The 16588-nt window shown below is 52.9% G+C and carries 13 protein-coding genes; 12 read left to right on the top strand and 1 reads right to left on the bottom strand.

The annotated features are described in order from the left end of the window. The first annotated feature begins 29 nt into the window (after window positions 1-29). From AC1931_RS04970 to AC1931_RS04960, 3 genes are all read left to right on the top strand, one after another. Entirely contained in the window at window positions 30-755 is a 726-nt protein-coding gene (locus AC1931_RS04970) for a tetratricopeptide repeat protein (protein WP_483876116.1), read from the top strand. Window positions 756-761: 6 nt separating this feature from the next. Then, window positions 762-1445: a Smr/MutS family protein gene (locus AC1931_RS04965; protein WP_483876115.1), complete on the top strand. Its 684-nt coding sequence runs from the start codon at window positions 762-764 to the stop codon at window positions 1443-1445. Window positions 1446-1724: 279 nt separating this feature from the next. After that, entirely contained in the window at window positions 1725-3500 is a 1776-nt protein-coding gene (locus AC1931_RS04960) for a dynamin family protein (protein WP_483876114.1), read from the top strand. 13 nt (window positions 3501-3513) lie between these two features. Here AC1931_RS04960 and AC1931_RS04955 read toward each other — a convergent pair whose 3' ends face one another. Next, window positions 3514-6153 (bottom strand): Rne/Rng family ribonuclease, encoded by a 2640-nt coding sequence (locus AC1931_RS04955; protein WP_483876113.1) that lies wholly within the window; start codon window positions 6151-6153, stop codon window positions 3514-3516. Window positions 6154-6592: 439 nt separating this feature from the next. On the opposite strand from AC1931_RS04955, the gene AC1931_RS04950 reads away from it, so the two are divergent. The 9 genes from AC1931_RS04950 (at window position 6593) to AC1931_RS04910 (ending at window position 16584) form a co-directional block, all read left to right on the top strand. Then, window positions 6593-7282 (top strand): cytidylate kinase-like family protein, encoded by a 690-nt coding sequence (locus AC1931_RS04950; RefSeq protein ID WP_483876112.1) that lies wholly within the window; start codon window positions 6593-6595, stop codon window positions 7280-7282. Window positions 7283-7465: 183 nt separating this feature from the next. Next, the gene (locus AC1931_RS04945; RefSeq protein WP_483876111.1) at window positions 7466-9388 is read left to right on the top strand and encodes an ABC-F family ATP-binding cassette domain-containing protein; all 1923 of its coding nucleotides are present in this window, start codon (window positions 7466-7468) and stop codon (window positions 9386-9388) included. Between the two features lie 106 nt (window positions 9389-9494). Beyond that, complete coding sequence (locus AC1931_RS04940) at window positions 9495-10199, top strand: hypothetical protein (RefSeq protein WP_483876110.1); 705 nt, start codon at window positions 9495-9497, stop codon at window positions 10197-10199. A gap of 142 nt (window positions 10200-10341) precedes the next feature. Beyond that, window positions 10342-11448 (top strand): branched-chain amino acid ABC transporter substrate-binding protein, encoded by a 1107-nt coding sequence (locus AC1931_RS04935; protein WP_483876109.1) that lies wholly within the window; start codon window positions 10342-10344, stop codon window positions 11446-11448. A 139-nt stretch (window positions 11449-11587) separates the two neighbouring features. Then, entirely contained in the window at window positions 11588-12496 is a 909-nt protein-coding gene (locus AC1931_RS04930) for a branched-chain amino acid ABC transporter permease (protein WP_483876108.1), read from the top strand. 10 nt (window positions 12497-12506) lie between these two features. Then, complete coding sequence (locus tag AC1931_RS04925) at window positions 12507-13727, top strand: ABC transporter permease subunit (RefSeq protein ID WP_483876107.1); 1221 nt, start codon at window positions 12507-12509, stop codon at window positions 13725-13727. Next, on the top strand, window positions 13717-14517 hold the full coding sequence (locus AC1931_RS04920) for an ABC transporter ATP-binding protein (protein ID WP_483876106.1): 801 nt from the start codon (window positions 13717-13719) through the stop codon (window positions 14515-14517). The genes AC1931_RS04925 and AC1931_RS04920 overlap by 11 nt, the downstream gene beginning before the upstream one ends. Beyond that, the gene (locus AC1931_RS04915; RefSeq protein ID WP_483876105.1) at window positions 14510-15217 is read left to right on the top strand and encodes an ABC transporter ATP-binding protein; all 708 of its coding nucleotides are present in this window, start codon (window positions 14510-14512) and stop codon (window positions 15215-15217) included. Before AC1931_RS04920 ends, AC1931_RS04915 begins: the two co-directional genes overlap by 8 nt. Before the next feature lie 41 nt (window positions 15218-15258). Continuing rightward, entirely contained in the window at window positions 15259-16584 is a 1326-nt protein-coding gene (locus tag AC1931_RS04910; protein WP_483876104.1) for a diguanylate cyclase, read from the top strand. The last annotated feature ends 4 nt before the right edge of the window (window positions 16585-16588 follow it).

The following is a 16588-nucleotide window of genomic DNA, read 5'->3' as shown; positions in this document are numbered from 1 at the left end:
CTTTTTTCCCAGAAGGATTCCTTAAGGCCATGTTGAATTTGCTGATTTCGATTACCGCATCAATTTTTACGACCGCGTTGATGCTGCGTTTTGTGACCGATAGTACCTGGATTGCCATGGCCGTATCGACACTGGTTTTTCTTGCGATTTTTATTCTGATTACCCGCATTGTGATGAAAAAAGTTGGAGTGCTGATGCAATCGGCACAAAAAGACGTGCTCGCCAATCGCGGTGACCGCGCGATCAAATCGCTGCAGGAGGGCATGAAATTCGGTGCCTGGCAGTTTTACGTCAAGCCGCAGATCCATTCCCAGATCGGCAGCATCCACTACCTCAAGCGCGAGTTCAATGAAGCTCTTCCCTATCTGGAAAAGGGGTTCGTCCGTAACTGGGTCAGCATGGCGATGCTGGGGATCAGTTACATGAAGAAAAACAAGCGCAATAAAATGCACGCAACCTTCGACAAAGCCATGACCGGAAATAGAAAAGAGCCCATGATCTACGCTCTTTATGCCTATTGCCTTGATCAGATCGGGGAGCGCAACAAGGCAATCGAGGTCTTGCAGAAGGGCATCAAGAAAACCGGTGGTGACGAACGCTTGAGTGAGAATGTCGCGCTGCTTGAGACGGGTAAAAAAATGAAGATGAAGGGGTTCGGTGACGCCTGGTATCAGTTTCATCTGGAAAAGCAGGGTGCGATCATCAAAAAACAGACTAAAGCCCTCACCGGACGCCGCAAACAGGTGCTCAGGTAGCGGAAAATGGCCAAGGTCAGGAAACCAAAATCAGTTAGCAGCAAACATCTTAATAACCCCTTTGGCTCGCTGAAGGGGTTAGCTGTTTCCGCAGAGCAACCGCCTGCTTCGGGGCCGGCTAAAAGTACTGCTGACAAACCCTTGTCAGTTGCTGCCGAAGAAATTGACTTCGATGCGCAGATGTTAAGTTTTGGGGTGCAACGGCTGAATTCTGATGAGCTGACAGGTGATCATGACGGCGCCGGGCCGTCCCAGGATGTTGAGCCCGGCCCGCAGGAGTGCGATCAGGAACTTTTTTTGTCAGCGATGAAGGGTCTGAATGTGCCTTTTGCCGATCACCTTAACGACGACGAGCCGCTGTCACCAGGCACGCCACAGCGAATGAAGCAGCTGCGTCGCGGCACCCTGGTTCCCGAGGCCACCCTCGATTTGCATGGTGCTGCGCGTCAGGATGTTGAGACAAAAATGATCTCCTTTATTACCAATGCACGCCACCACGGGTGGCTGGTGCTGTTGGTGATTACCGGAAAAGGGTTGCATTCGCCGGAAGGAGAAGGGGTTCTGCGGTCGGCCGTTGAAGATTTTTTACAGCGCAGTGGCAATGATCAGGTTGTTGAGTGGGGACGCGCTCCGCGCCGCTACGGCGGCGATGGCGCTATTGTCGTGTTTCTGCGCCGCCGGCAGGGGTGACAGGCTACTGTTGCAGCCATTCAACTTTCGATCCCCGCCTTTCTGTGATAAATTCATTAAGAAAAAAATGGATCTGTTCAGCACCGGATCGGGCATCCTATATGTCAAGGGACGCGATTGTTTTCCGTTGGGTCATCCCTGACCGTTTGCTGTCGCCATTCATGGCGACAAACACTCTTGCCACACGACCCCCGACCCTGCGCTAGGCCATAGCTGAATAGTTCCATGTGGTTTTCCCCTTATGGCCATTAAACCTTTTGTTGTGAAGAGTCCCTGTTTATGACATCCGATGCGAATATTCCTCTCGACACCATCATTGATCGCACCCTCGCCGCTCTTGCTCCCATTGACCCACAGCAGCAGGCTGGAGATGCTCCTCTTCTGGCGTTACGGGCGCGTCAGGAGGAAGGGGTCTTCCGGTTGGCAGTGCTTGGACAATTCAAGCGCGGTAAAAGCACGTTTTTAAATGCTCTGCTTGGAGCAGATCTGCTGCCCACAGATATTCTGCCTGTCACCGCCATCCCGACCTTTATCCGCGCTGCCGATTCCTTAACGGCCAAGGTGCTCTTTGTCAACCAGGCCGACCCGGTGACCTTTGAAGAAGACCAGGGAGGGAGCTTTGGTGAATTTTTAAAGACTTACGTGACCGAAGCAGGAAATCCCGATAACCATCGTCAAGTAGAGCGGGTTGAGATTGGTCATCCGGCGGCGATTCTTAAGCAGGGGGTGGTGCTGGTTGATACCCCGGGGATTGGGTCAACCTTTAAGCACAATACCGAAGTAGCCTATCAGATTCTGCCACACTGCGATGCTGCGCTGTTTCTGGTGTCACCGGATCCACCGATTACCGAAGCCGAAATCACCTACCTGCGGGAAGTTCGGGAGCTGCTGCCGCGGACCTTTTTTCTTTTGAACAAGGTTGATTTTCTCAATGAAAATGAAAAAGTCGTTTCCTTAACCTTCCTTGCAGAACAGCTCAATCCCCTTTTTGACGGTGCCCCGCAGGTGTTGCCTGTTTCCGCCAGAAACGGTCTGACCGCCAGGTTGAAGCAGGATAAGGGCCTGTGGAAAAGTAGCGGCATGCATCAGGTAGAACAGAATCTGATTGATTTTTTCGCGCGCGAGAAGCAGCAGACCCTCGAGGTATCGTTGCGGCGCCGCGTCAAGGATCAGCTCAATACCCAGATGATGCACTTGCAGTTGTCCCTTGAGGCGCTGCGGTTGCCGGAGATCGATCTGAAGAACCGGATTGCCCAGTTTCAGGAAATTCTGCCCGCTATTGAACGTGAGAAACAGGCTTCTGCTGATGTTCTGGCCGGTGATCTGAAACGGATTGTCATGGTCCTGACCCAACAGATTGAGGCGCTGCGCGCAGCGGCTAAACAGCGGGTTATGCCGAAGATTGAAGGGGTAATTCAGGAGGTTGTCGATACTGAAGAGTTGGAGCGGCAGGTGCGTTCCATTGTTGCAACCCAGTTGCCGTCATTTTTTGCTCCGGCATTGCGGCAGGTTGATGATGCCATCAAGCGCCAGGCGACAGAAACCCTTTCCCTGCATCAGAAACGCTGTGAGCAATTGATCGAGCGGGTCAGGAAAGCAGCAGCAGAACTTTTTAATGTTCCCTACCATGCGCCACTGGTGGAAAGGGTCTACGTTCATTTTGATCCGCCGGGCTGGAGTCAGGACCTGTTTATTTCGGATATGGATCCCCTCGGCCAGAAAATTTCCCGCAAGCTGATGACCAAGCGTTTCCGTCATCGGCGAACGGTACAGCGTCTGCGCGAGCAAACGCAAAAGCTCCTTAACGAAAATGCCGAGCAGATGAACTGGGCTCTAAGGCGCGGGCTGGATGAAAGTTTTCGAGGGTATGGTTTTGAGCTCGATGCGCAACTTAACAAGGTGATTGCGGCAACCCGGGCAGCAATGGACATTGCCCTGCAGAAAAAATCCAACCGCCACCAGCAGATTGAAGATCAGATCGCTCTGCTGGAGCGAACTATTGCCGAGTTGCAGACCCTGTCGCAAGAATGTCTGGCGTCGGAAGAGTTAAACTGAATCATCCCTGCCTTCAGGGCTCCGGTGTTGTTGCTCCGCTCGTTTCCGGTGTCGCTGCCGGCGCTCGGGTCGGCTTGGTCCGCCGCCGCCGCGGTGACCTGGTAGCTGTTACCTCTGTCGGTTGGGTCTGCCCCTGGTCAGCCACGTCTTTTGTCGCGATTGCTTTTTCCTCCGCGATTTCCGCGATACCTTCTTTTTGGTTTGACTTGTTCGCAACGCTTGCCTTGTCATCTACAGCTGTTTTCGCGGTGGTTTTGCGGCTACGGCGCGGGCGTTGCGGAGCTGGTTTGTCAACCTGAGCGTCCGGGGTCTTTTGCGCCGGGGTTTCCAGCTCAACAGGGCTCGAGCCCTGGGTGGTACGTTGACGGGGTTTGCGTACTGGTTTTTTCGCCGGTTTCGAATCCTCGATGGGCTTCTCAGCAGGGACAGGGGCACCATCAACCTCCGGATTCTGAACCGTTGTGGCAACCTCTGCTGATATTTCTGTCTTCGCAGGAGCCGCCGTCCGGGTCTTTTTTGCCGGTCTTTTGCGTGCCGGGCGCGCTGGCCTGTGATCTTTGTCAGCCGCATTCTGTGCCGCGGGTACAGAAGCTGCTGTGGTGTCTGCCGCCGCCGGTGGTGCTGCCCCTGCCATATCGGCTGCTGGAACGTCGGATTCCCTGGATTGAGCGTTTGTCTCATCCTTCTGGGTGTGTTTAGCGGCCGTTTTGCGGGGCCGCCGTGAACGGCGTTTGGTTGCTCCTGCATCAGTTGTTGGTGTTTCGGGGGTTTCCGGGCCAGCAGCCACTGGCGTGGCAGGTTCGCCGACAGCCGCCGTTTGTTCAGGGGTTTCGGTTGGTTGCGGCTCGACCGTCGCTGTGGTTTCCTGCAGGGCGGCAGGGCTGGCTGCCGCAGTTTCTTCACTTGCCGGGGTCGGTTGCGCTGCTGGTTTTTTCCGCCGTCTGCGGCGCCGTTTTTTTGCTGGAGATGGCGTTTCAGCCTCTTCCGGGGATGGCGCGGGATCGGCCCTGTTATCCGCTTCTGCTGTGTTTTCTTGTTCATCAGTTGATGAAACCGGGTCGGCAGCGGTGACGGCGTCGGCGTCGACTTGTTGACTTTCAAGTTGTGCTTCAGCCAGGGCCATTTCAATCTGGTTGGCATGGGACACCGGCACGCTCTTGGTGTCGTCACTGGTGTCTTTTTCCCTTTTGAAGCTTTCAAGGTGGAGCTCGCCGGGGAGCAAGTCTGACTGACCAAGGATCGTGACCTTGAGACCCAGGAGGATCTCCAGCTGGGTTATGGTGTTGCGTTTCTGGTTTAACAGATAGTTGGCCACCTCGTAGGGGACTCGTGCTTCGATATGACCAATCTGCCCTTTGGCGGCAGCGGTGTGTGCCTGACGCAAAAAGGACACCGCCTGGGCTTCGATGCTCTTGATGCGGCCAAGACCATGGCAGTGGGGACACTCCTGATAGGCGCCGACGCTCAGTACCGGTTTGATGCGCTGGCGACTCATTTCAAGCAGGCCAAATTGGCTGATTCTGCCGACAGACACCCGCGCCTTGTCGTTTTTCAGGGCCTTTCGCAGTTCCTGTTCAATCTCGCGGATATGTTTACGATCGCGCATATCAATAAAGTCGATAACGATCAATCCACCCAGATCGCGCAGGCGCAACTGACGACCGATTTCCGCAGCAGCTTCCAGGTTGGTTTTGAGCGCCGTTGCTTCGATGCCGCTTTCACTCGACATCTTGCCGGAATTGACATCAATGGCTACCAGGGCTTCGGTCGGGTCGATAACGATAGAACCGCCGGAGGGCATGGTGACCTGATTGCGCGACAGGGCGTCGATCTGTTCCTCGATCTGATAGCGTGAAAAGATCGGACGGCGTTCGCGATGGCGCTTGACCAGATGGCCATGTTCGGGCATGACCAGGGCAAAAAAGTCTTTGGTGTCATTGAACACCTTCTCATCATCAACCAGTACCTCATCCATTTCGGTGTTGAAATAGTCACGAATGGAGCGAATCGCCAGGTTCGACTCCTGGTAGAGTTGCGCCGGCGCCTTGACCTGCTCCTTGCGCTGGATAATTCCTTCATAAAGGCGCACCAGGTAATCAAAATCACGCTTGAGTTCTTCTTTCTCCTTGCCGATACCGGCGGTGCGAACGATATACCCCATCTGGTCGGGAAGGTTTAACTCGGCCATGGTTTTTTTAAGAACTTTGCGTTGCGCTTCCTCGGTGATTTTGCGTGACACGCCCTTGGTGGTGCTGTCCGGCATCAAGACCATGTAGCGGCCGGGCAGGGACAGGAAGGTGGTTAAGGCCGCGCCCTTGTTGCCGCGCTCTTCTTTAACAATTTGAACGAGAATTTCCTGGCCCCGATGGAGAATGTCCGCGATCCGTGGTCGGCCATTGCTCTGGTTTCTGGCAGGGTAGATTTCGGGGTGAATCTCGCTGATTTGCAGGAAGCCGAGTTTGTCAGCGCCATAATCAACAAAAGCGGCCTGCAGCCCGGTTTCAACCCGAACGACAGCCGCTTTATAGATATTTCCTCTGCTTTGTTCCTGGCCGGCAAGTTCGATGTCAAGCTCGCTAAGAACACCATCCACCACGATCGCCACCCGGTTTTCCTCCGGGTGGGAGGCGTTAATCAACATCTTTTTGCTCATCTGTAAACCTTTCTGTCCGTAATTTATACGGTCCCTGGTGGCAAGTCACTACTCCGGACCTCACCGCAATGCGGGGTCAGCAGAACTGCGCCTTGTCACTAAAAAAATATAAGATCACCAGATCCTCACGGGAGTGAGTAGCCGGCGGGGTGAAATGTTTCATCGGCCTCGACGCGACAGCAGTCACGGAAGCTCGTTACATATCAGAAAAGCCTGACCGCTTATTCTAGCAGAGAAAGCTATACAATGAATACGTGAATTATCAGCGCTTTAAATTTTTATGCAACAGGCTGTTGCAGTGATGATTAATTAGGCTGATGGCTGTTGATAATCGTCCGTTTTTTTTCCAATGGGATTTAAAATAGGTTATCATTATGGCACCTTATAACTAACAAGCCGATTGAGAGACTGGCTGGAAGAGTTTGGAAAGGAGAACTCCATGATCAAGAGTAATGTCTGGACCGCGCAAATGGAAGCCAAGCTGCAGGCCTGGTATAAACAACAGCGGCTGGCCGATGAGAGCAGACCGGCTGTCTGCGTCACCCTGACCCGTGAGTTTGGTTGCCAGGCCTACGCCCTGTCCGAGGCGCTGCAAAAGCGTCTCAATGCCCGCACCAAGGGGGAACCGTGGGTTATCGTCGGGCGTCAGGTCATTGATGAGGTGGCCAAACTGTCGGGTTTTACGGCCGAGCAGATTGACAACTCGGAGAACACCCCAGCGTCACTGAAGTCAATCTTTTCCATGTTTCTGGATCGTAGCAGCGCTGAGGAAACCGAAGTTTTTGCCCATATGCGCCGCGTGATGCGTGGCTTTGCCAAGCGTGGGAACTGCATCATTGTCGGCCGTGGTGCTCCTTATGTTACCCAGGATCTGCCTAACTGCGTCCATTTGCGCCTGGTAGCGCCCATGGATTTTAAAATCAACAACATCTCCAGCAAGTATGGCATGAGCCCGGCTGAAGCTCGCGATCATATCGAGAGATTGCAAGGCCAGCGCGAGGCGTTTGTCCGGCGCTTTGTCAACCAAGATACAGAGAAACCGGCCGCCTATCATTTGATCATGAACGAGGCGCGGATGCCTACCGAGAGGCTTGCACAACTGGTAGATGACTATCTCCAGCGCCTGTAATCTGACCGTCAACGGCTGCTGATCAACAATGACGTGACTAATGGCAGGATCGCTTGCTGAACATCATGAAAAAATGGAGGTCGCCGATTGTGGCCCTCCATTTTTTTTATTCCTGGGTTGTCATCTTATTGTATAAGGTAGCGCCTGTTATTTTTTTTATCCGAACATAGCAATCGAGTTCTTATGCTGCAGCTGAAAAATATTGATAAATATTTTGCCGATCGGCGCTTGTTTGCCGCAATTGACTGGCATATCCGACCGACTGACCGGATCGGTTTGTGTGGTGCCAACGGGGCCGGTAAGTCGACCCTGCTCAAGCTTCTTGCCGGTCTGGTAGAACCGGATGGCGGGAAGATGCAGGTTGCTAAAGGGACGACCTTTGGTTATTTGCCGCAAGAAGGGCTGGTGCATCAGGGTCGCTCTCTGGTGGTCGAGACGCGCAGCGCATTGGCACAGCTGCAGCAGATGGAGAAAGAGATCCGTCAGCTTGAAAACTCCCTGGGAGAGCAGACAACCCCGGCTGAGATGGAGCATTACGCGCAATTACAGCAGGATTTTGAGCAGCGCGGCGGCTATCAGATGGAAGCAGAGGTCGGCAAGGTACTCCTCGGCCTCGGATTCTCTACGGAGGATTTCGACAAGCACTGCGAGCATTTTTCCGGGGGCTGGCAGATGCGGATTGCCCTGGCCAAGCTGCTGCTGCAGCGCCCGAATCTGCTGCTGCTTGACGAACCGACCAATCACCTTGATCTGCCGGCCCGTGACTGGCTGGAGGGCTACCTCCAGGGGTATCCTTATGCCGTGGTTCTGGTCTCCCACGATCGTTTTTTTCTTGATCAGGTCGTTACCCGGATTGTCGAGGTCTGGAATGGTTCCCTGACAGAGTATCCAGGCAACTACAGTCGCTACATTCAGACCCGCGATGAACGAATCGCAGCCCTCAAGGCCGCAAAAAACCAGCAGGATGAGGAAATTGCCAGGACCGAGGCGTTCATCAATCGCTTTCGTTATCAGGCCAATAAGGCGGCCCAGGTCCAGAGCCGGGTCAAACAGCTGGAAAAGATTGAGCGGATCAATCTGCCACCGCAACGTAAAAAAATTGCTTTCAGCTTTCCGCCGCCGCCGAAAGGTGGCCGGATCGCCCTGGGACTTAAAAGCGCCTCGCAACACTATGGTGACTTGAAGGTATTGGAAAAAATTGATCTCGACATCCTGCAGGGTGAACGGGTTGCGCTGATTGGTCCGAATGGTGCCGGCAAGTCGACCCTGATGCGCCTGCTGGCCGGAGTGGAAGCGCCGGTTTGCGGGAAGCGCGAAGAAGGACACAACCTGGTGTCGGCCTATTTTGCCCAGGATCAGGCGGTAACCCTCAACCCGACGCGCAGCGTCTATGACGAGCTGATGGCCGATGCACCGGTGGCGATGGTACCGCGCTTGCGCAATATCCTCGGATCATTCCTGTTCTCAGGAGACGATATCGACAAACCGGTCAGGGTTCTTTCCGGGGGTGAGCGTAATCGTCTGGCACTGGCGAAGCTGTTATTGCGCCCGGCCAATCTGCTGTTGCTCGACGAGCCGACCAATCACCTTGATCTGCAGTCAAAAGAAGTGCTGCTTGAAGCGCTAAAAAAATACCAGGGAACCATTGTTTTTGTTTCTCATGATCGCTATTTTGTGGATGCTCTGGCATCCCGGGTGGTTGCGGTTGGGGGCGGGAGAATTGACTCTTATCCGGGTAATTACGAAGATTTTCTGGCGGCGCGCCAGAGGCTGGGAGATCTCACTCACAGCAGCAAGCGGGTTGAACAGCAGCTTGATCAACAGCTTCACGCTCAGCCGCATGAAGACAAGACCGACCGCCTCAAGGCGCATGCACAACGTAAAGAAGATCAACGTCAGCAGCAACGGCGCGAGCGTGCGCTGCATGGTCTGGAAGAGAAGATAGCGCAGGCTGAAGGAAAGCTGGCCGAGCTTGAAAAAACCATGGCCCAGCCTGATCTCTATCAGGATCAGGAAAAATGGCGGCAGATCAGCCAGACCCACGAGCAGCTGCGCCGACAATTAGATGATATGTATCTTTCCTGGGAACAGCTGCAGGAAGCCTGAATAGTGACAGTAGCGCTTTAAGTGTACCGGAATCCGTGTTTTTTTGTTAGGATGTCGCGGTTCATCGATTTCGAGGAAAGTCCGGTTGACAGCCTGGGAGAAGTAGATGGTGTATCTACCCAAAGGAAAAGCAGTGCGCCAGCAGGTCAACCCGGCACGGATCAATCTGCCGGAGGCCATGGCCAAATTGCGGGCTGGAAAGTTTACCGGCTATCTGCGGTTTGATGCGCACCAGGGCACCGGGATTGTGCTTTTTCAAGGGGGCAAGTTAATCAGCGCGGTTTTTGTCTCCAGCGAAAAAAGCTCCCGACAGATTGCTTATGATGCGATTGCCAGGATCTTTGAAATATCGATCATGGGAGATGCTCGTCTAAATATCTACCAGTTGTCGGCAGATCTGATCCTTGCAATCCATGCGCTGCTGCAGGGGCGTTATCTTTATCGGGGGGAAGACTTGAGCCACTTTGATGTGGCGGCCATGCTTGAGCGAGTCAGTTCTGAAGGACTAAGCGCCTGCGTGAGGGTATATGCCGCCGATCGAACAACGCTGATTTTTTACGACAGTGGCTATCCCCTGGGATTCTTTCTCGAAGGGACAACCGATCTGCAGCAAGCTGTTGATTTGCCAAATTCTGTAGCTGCATTGCCCGGGGCCTGCCTTGATCTGGTGGAGATTCTGAATCCCGACCAGATTGTCCTGGCGGACCTGATGGGGTCAGCTGATCTCGCGCCGATCTGGCAGAAGGCGCGCAAAGAATTGCTCGAGGAACGTCGCCAGAATGAGGAAAATCTTATTCTTTCCCGGAAATAGGTTTCGTGCTGTCGCCGCAAGGGGTTCAGTGGTTATCAATTTTGCCCGCCCCCCGGTTCATAGTTGACCAGTTAGGTCGGTTAGTTTATACATGATGATTCAGTCAGCTTTTTTTATTTCTTAACAAATCAGGAGGTTAAACATGAAAAGAATAGCAGCATTGTGTGTGTCTCTAGTGTTGTGCTTTTTTGTCTCCGGCGTTTCTGCCGAGACCATTAAGCTTGGCGTTGCCGGTCCCCATTCGGGCGACCTTGCGCCTTATGGCATCCCCACCATGCGGGCGGCCCAACTGGTGGTCAAAGATGTTAATGCTAAAGGCGGAATTCTCGGTAAACAGGTTGAGTTGCTGATTCAGGATGAGCAGTGTGATCCCAACATCGCTACCAATGTCGCGACCCGTCTGGTGACTGACGGTGCCCATGTGGTCCTGGGGCATATCTGCTCCGGCGCAACCCGGGCCGCACTTGGCATTTATCGCGAAGCAAAAATTCCGGTCATGTCTCCGTCAGCGACCAATCCGCCATTGACCCAGAGTGGCGAGTATCCGAACTTCTTCCGGACCATTGCTTCGGATGACATGCAGGCGAAACTGGCGGTTGATTACGCCGTTGACAAACTTGGTGTAAAAAAAGTCGCGGTCCTGCATGACCGTGGTGATTACGGCCGTGGATTCGCTGAGTTTGCCAAACAGAGACTGGACGAAAAGGGGATCGAAGTGGTGATGTTCGAGGGAATTACCCCTGGTGCCATGGATTATTCCTCTGTTGTACAACGGGTTCGTCGCGAGAATGCTGATTCCCTGATTTTTGGCGGCTATCATCCCGAGGCGTCGAAGCTGGTAACTCAGCTTGAGCGGCGGCGTGTAGATGCTGTTTTTATCTCCGACGATGGCGTCAAGGATGATAGTTTCCTTAACGTAGCCGGCACTGCAGCCGAAGGCGCATATATGACCGGACCAAGAGATCTGTCCGCCCTGCCCCTGAATCAGGCCGCCGCAAATGCTTATCGTGAGGCCTACGGCGCCGAGCCGGGCGCGTTTTTCCAGGAAGGTTATGCCGCTACCCTGGCGTTGCTTAATGCTATCGAAAAAGCCGGCAGCACCGATTATGATGCCGTGGTCAAGGCCTTGAAAACCGAGTATGTGGATACGCCGGTTGGCAAGATAAAGTTTGATGACAAGGGTGACGCCGAAGGTGTCGGTTTCTCCGTTTTTACTGTTAAAGACGGCAACTTTGTTGAGATGCAGTAGATTGTACTGCACTGATGTAGCAGGGATATTACCCTAACTGTGATATCCCCTCTTTAATATCAGTCGGGGGACTGTGTGTGATCGCAGTCCCCCGAACTGTCTCCAGCAGACAGCCCCGAAACCACGGGTGGTTACCTATATGGATATGGAATACTTTTTAGAGCTGTTCTTCAGTGGTCTGACCCGGGGGAGCATCTATGCCCTGATTGCCCTCGGGTATACCATGGTGTACGGCATTATTCAGCTGATCAATTTTGCCCATGGTGAGATCTATATGATCGGCGCTTTTGTCGCCCTGGTTGTGGCCGGGGTTTGTACCATCTATGGGTTGAGCGGCTTTGCGATTCTGATTCTGGCGGCCGCTATTGCCATCATTTACGCCGCAGCTTACGGCTACACCCTGGAGAAAATCGCTTACCGCCCCTTGCGCGGCTCGCCTCGTCTGTCGCCATTGATCAGTGCCATCGGCATGTCGATATTTCTCCAGAATTATGTTCTGCTTGCCCAGACCCCTGATTATTTGCCCTTTCCTCGTCTGATTCCCAGCTTTGCCTTCATGGATCCGGTAGCGCACATTATCGGATCGGCAGAGCTTGTTATTCTCACTACTACCCTCGTAACCATGGTGCTGTTGACCCTGTTGATTAAAAAGACCCGGGTCGGCAAGGCGATGCGGGCGACCCAGCAGGATCTGAGCATGGCACGCCTGGTGGGAGTTAATGTCGACCGGGTGATTTCCCTGACCTTTGTCATTGGATCCATTCTGGCAGCAATCGGCGGGGTTCTGGTCGCATCCTATATCGGCCAGGTCAACTTTTATATCGGCTTTCTTGCCGGAGTAAAGGCCTTTACCGCAGCGGTTCTCGGCGGTATCGGTTCAATCCCTGGAGCCGTGTTGGGCGGGTTGATCATCGGCTGGTCAGAAAGCTTTGCCGCCGGTTATTTTTCAAGTGACTACGAGGATATCCTTACTTTTGTTCTGTTGGTTGTCATCCTTATCGTCCGGCCGGCCGGGATCCTCGGTAAGGTTCGTAAACAGAAAGTCTAGGTCTTACGTTATGGTGCGTGAATTCAAACAGTCGCTTCTGATCGCATTGTGGTTTGTGTTTCTGACCTTTCCATTAATGGTGGTGCGGGTTAACACGATTGAAAATGTCGTGATCTGGCGCTGGGAAAATATTCTGTGGGTAGCTATCGGAGCTTTTTTTCTGTCCTACTGCTGGCGTTATTTGCTGGCGCGGCGTCAGCGTCAGAGCAAAAGAGCGGAAGAGGGTATTGATACCCGTGGCCCGCTCCAGGCGGCTCTCGACAATGTCCAGCTGCGCAACCGCGCGATGACCGTGTTGTTGGCGCTGGCGGTTGCTTTCCCGCTGGTGTTTGATACCTATCAGACGAACATTATGGTGACGGCGCTGATTTTTGTCGTGCTCGGTCTCGGTTTGAATATCGGGGTCGGACTCGCCGGTCTGCTTGATCTGGGCTATGTCGCCTTTTTCGGAGTTGGCGCTTACACCTATGCCATTCTCAATGCCAATTTTGATCTGGGATTCTGGATCGTGCTGCCCATCGGCGGAATGTTGGGCTGTCTGTTCGGAGTTGTCCTGGGTTTTCCTATCCTGCGTTTGCGTGGCGATTACCTGGCCATAGTGACCCTGGGATTTGGGATGATCTTCAAGGTTGTCATGGAAAACTGGGAAACCCTGTCTCAGGGTCCGAGTGGTATCGCCAATATTGATCGTCCCGGATTGTTCGGTCTGGAAATGACTCTGGCCCAGTCGACGGTATATATCTATTACATCATGATTGCCCTGGTGGTGCTGACGATCATCGTCACCAATCGCCTGAAAAACAGTCGGGTTGGACGAGCCTGGATCGCCTTGCGTGAAGATGAAATTGCCTGTGTCGCCATGGGCATCGACATGGCTCGCACCAAGCTGTCGGCTTATGCCCTCGGCGCCTTCTGGGCGGGAATGGTCGGCGTGCTGTTCGCGGCCAAAACGACCTTTATCAATCCTGCCGGATTTACTTTCATGCAGTCAGCCATCATCTTGTCGATTGTGGTGCTTGGGGGCATGGGATCAATTCTCGGGGTGATTCTGGGTGCTTTTATTCTGGTGCTGCTGCCGGAATATCTGCGCGCATTTTCTGAATACCGGATGCTCGTGTTCGGCGCCGCCATGACCATGATGATGATCTTCAGACCTCAGGGACTGATCAGTAATCTGCGGCAAATCTATCAATATAAAGGTTCTAAGGATAAGGCAGCTCATGACGGATAAAAAACACAAGTTGCTCGAGGTGAAAGGTCTGACCATGGATTTTGGCGGCCTGCGTGCGGTTGACAGTGTTTCCCTTGCGGTTCATGAAGGGGAAATCGCAGCCCTGATCGGCCCTAACGGCGCCGGGAAAACGACTTTTTTTAACTGTGTCACCGGGATTTATACGCCTACCAGTGGTGATATCCTGCTCCATCCCAAGGGGCTCGCGAGCCGTCGGCTTAACGGGCTTAAACCCAATAAAGTGACCGAAATGGGATTGGCGCGAACCTTTCAGAATATTCGTCTTTTTTCCGGGATGACGGTTCTTGAAAATGTCATGATCGGACGCCATTGCCGTACTTATTCAGGGATTTTCCGCTCCATCCTTCGCAATCGCAGCGTCCGTGAAGAGGAACAGGAGATTGTCGAGACCAGCTATCGATTGCTGGAAAAGGTCGGTCTGGAAAAATTTGTCAACGAGTTCGCGCGCAACCTGCCTTACGGGGCCCAACGGCGTCTCGAAATTGCCCGCGCCCTGGCGACCGATCCCTTTTTGTTGCTGCTTGACGAACCTGCGGCAGGGATGAACCCTTATGAAACCTCTGAACTTGATCAACTGATTTGCCGGATCAGCGAGGAGGAGCGGATCGCTATTTTACTGATTGAACACGATATGAAGCTGGTCATGAAAATTTCCAATCCGATCTATGTCATGGAATATGGCAAGAAAATTGCCCAGGGATCGCCCCTGGAAATCAGAGATAACCCGAAGGTGATCGAAGCTTATCTGGGAGAAGAAGTCGATGCTTAAGGTGCAGAATATTCAAACCTATTACGGGAATATTCAAGCGTTGAAAGATGTGACCATTGAGGTGGCAGAAGGGGAAATTGTTGCTCTGATTGGTGCCAATGGGGCAGGCAAAACAACAACCCTGATGTCGATCTGCGGGATCACGCCCCCCCGTTCCGGAGAAGTTTTTCTGGATGGTGATCCGATTCATGGTTTCAGCCCGGAAAATATTGTCAAAAAGGGGATTGTCCAGGTGCCCGAAGGACGACGGATTTTTCCTGACATGACGGTGCTGGAAAACCTGGAAATGGGTGCTTTTTTGCGCACCAACAAGCGCCAGATCCAACAGGATCTGAATTATGTTATGACCCTGTTTCCTATACTGGAAAAGCGTCAATCCCAGCTGGGCGGCACCCTGTCCGGCGGCGAGCAGCAGATGCTGGCAATTTCCCGCGCCTTGATGGCGCGTCCGCGGGTCCTGTTGCTGGATGAGCCGTCCCTGGGCCTGGCGCCGTTGATCATTAAACAGATTTTTGAGATAATCCGACAGATTAATAAGGAAAGCAACACAACTATTTTTCTGGTCGAACAGAACGCCAATCAGGCTCTAAAGCTCGCTGATCGTGGCTATGTAATGGAAAATGGCAGAATTACCCTGGTTGATTCAGCAGCGAACCTGCTATCCAATGTGGACGTGCGTAAGGCCTATCTTGGAATCTAACCCGACCCTTGTCGAGTCATACGCCAGGGTGTGGACACAACATGCTTAAGCTGTTTTCAACAGTGACTAAAAAGGTCGTCATCGGCTATCTGGTGATTGTGCTTTTCACTGTATGTGCTGTCGGTTACGCACTTTTTCAGCTTCACCAGCAAACCCGCCATACTGAACATCTGGTCCAGATTGAATTTTCAACCTTTGAGTTACTGCGTGATCTGCAGCAGAACCTGTTAGCCCTGGAGAATATTGAAAAACAGATACTGATCCTGCGTGATATTGAGCTGGTCGGGCTGCGCCGGAATCGCAATGAAGACCTGGTCCGTCATGTTCTGACCCTGCAGGGGCTGCCTGTTAATGAACCGAGCCAGACCCTGCTGAAAGTTCTGGATGCATACCGTCAGGCTGATAAACACCTGGCCGAAGCTCTGCAGATCGAAGACTGGGAACTGGCAACGACCCTTTCTGACCGGACGATGGTGCCGTTACGAGCCCAGATTGTTGAATTGCTGGTGGCTTACCGGGAAAACCAACAGCAGCAGATCAATGCTGACTTGACTCGCCTGTCGCAAAAAACCAGCGCGGCTTTTCGTGCTACCGCCCTCCTGACCCTGTTCGGGATCTGTCTTTCGGCGCCGGTGACGATCACCGTTATCCTCAGTATCCATCGCTCGGTGAGGGCGCTTAAGAGCGCAACCCAATCGATTTCTGCTGGTCGTTTTGATCATCATCTGGAACTCGCTGGGGACGATGAATTCTCTGAACTGGCTCATGATTTTTATCAGATGGGAGAAAAACTTCGAGAACTTGAGCAGTTGCACCTCGATGCCAACCCCTTGACCCTTTTGCCGGGCAATCGCGCGATTGATCGCGCTATTGATACCCGGATCAATCAGAATATTGATTTTTCTCATCTCTATATCGATCTCGATAACTTTAAAAGTTATGGTGACCGTTACGGCTATAAAGCCGGTAGCGATGTGATCAGTCAGGTTGGTGATCTGGTTCAAGCCGTTGTCAATGAATTAGGTAATCCAGATGATCTGGTTGGTCATATCGGGGGTGATGATTATGTAGTTTTAACCTCACCCGATAAGGGCGAAGAGCTGGCTCAGGCCATTATTTCCCGCTTTGATCAGATGGTGCCGACCCTCTACTCCTTCGAGGATCGTCAGGCGCAATCTTTTGTCGGTAAAGACCGCTATGGTGTGGTGCGTAAATTTCCCCTGATGTCGATTTCCATTGCCGTTATTCACTCGACCCGTTACAAATATCCATCGCGCCTGGCGATCAGTCAGGATTGTGCTCGTCTCAAGGAATATCTGAAGTTGCAGGATGGCAGCACCTATATGGTGGAGGAACAAAGGAAATGAGCAG

The sequence above is a fragment of the Pelovirga sp. C15f genome (assembly GCF_057178085.1).
The sequence above is the reverse complement of the archived record's forward strand: the minus strand, read 5'-3'. Positions and strand labels throughout refer to the sequence as shown.

Coding starts and splice junctions, on each gene's coding strand:
- AC1931_RS04925 (WP_483876107.1), top strand. CDS start 12,507: ATGGTGCGTGAATTCAAACAGTCGCTTCTGATCGCATTGTGGTTTGTG.
- AC1931_RS04930 (WP_483876108.1), top strand. CDS start 11,588: ATGGATATGGAATACTTTTTAGAGCTGTTCTTCAGTGGTCTGACCCGG.
- AC1931_RS04965 (WP_483876115.1), top strand. CDS start 762: ATGGCCAAGGTCAGGAAACCAAAATCAGTTAGCAGCAAACATCTTAAT.
- AC1931_RS04935 (WP_483876109.1), top strand. CDS start 10,342: ATGAAAAGAATAGCAGCATTGTGTGTGTCTCTAGTGTTGTGCTTTTTT.
- AC1931_RS04960 (WP_483876114.1), top strand. CDS start 1,725: ATGACATCCGATGCGAATATTCCTCTCGACACCATCATTGATCGCACC.
- AC1931_RS04940 (WP_483876110.1), top strand. CDS start 9,495: ATGGTGTATCTACCCAAAGGAAAAGCAGTGCGCCAGCAGGTCAACCCG.
- AC1931_RS04915 (WP_483876105.1), top strand. CDS start 14,510: ATGCTTAAGGTGCAGAATATTCAAACCTATTACGGGAATATTCAAGCG.
- AC1931_RS04945 (WP_483876111.1), top strand. CDS start 7,466: ATGCTGCAGCTGAAAAATATTGATAAATATTTTGCCGATCGGCGCTTG.
- AC1931_RS04970 (WP_483876116.1), top strand. CDS start 30: ATGTTGAATTTGCTGATTTCGATTACCGCATCAATTTTTACGACCGCG.
- AC1931_RS04955 (WP_483876113.1), bottom strand. CDS start 6,153: ATGAGCAAAAAGATGTTGATTAACGCCTCCCACCCGGAGGAAAACCGG.
- AC1931_RS04920 (WP_483876106.1), top strand. CDS start 13,717: ATGACGGATAAAAAACACAAGTTGCTCGAGGTGAAAGGTCTGACCATG.
- AC1931_RS04910 (WP_483876104.1), top strand. CDS start 15,259: ATGCTTAAGCTGTTTTCAACAGTGACTAAAAAGGTCGTCATCGGCTAT.
- AC1931_RS04950 (WP_483876112.1), top strand. CDS start 6,593: ATGATCAAGAGTAATGTCTGGACCGCGCAAATGGAAGCCAAGCTGCAG.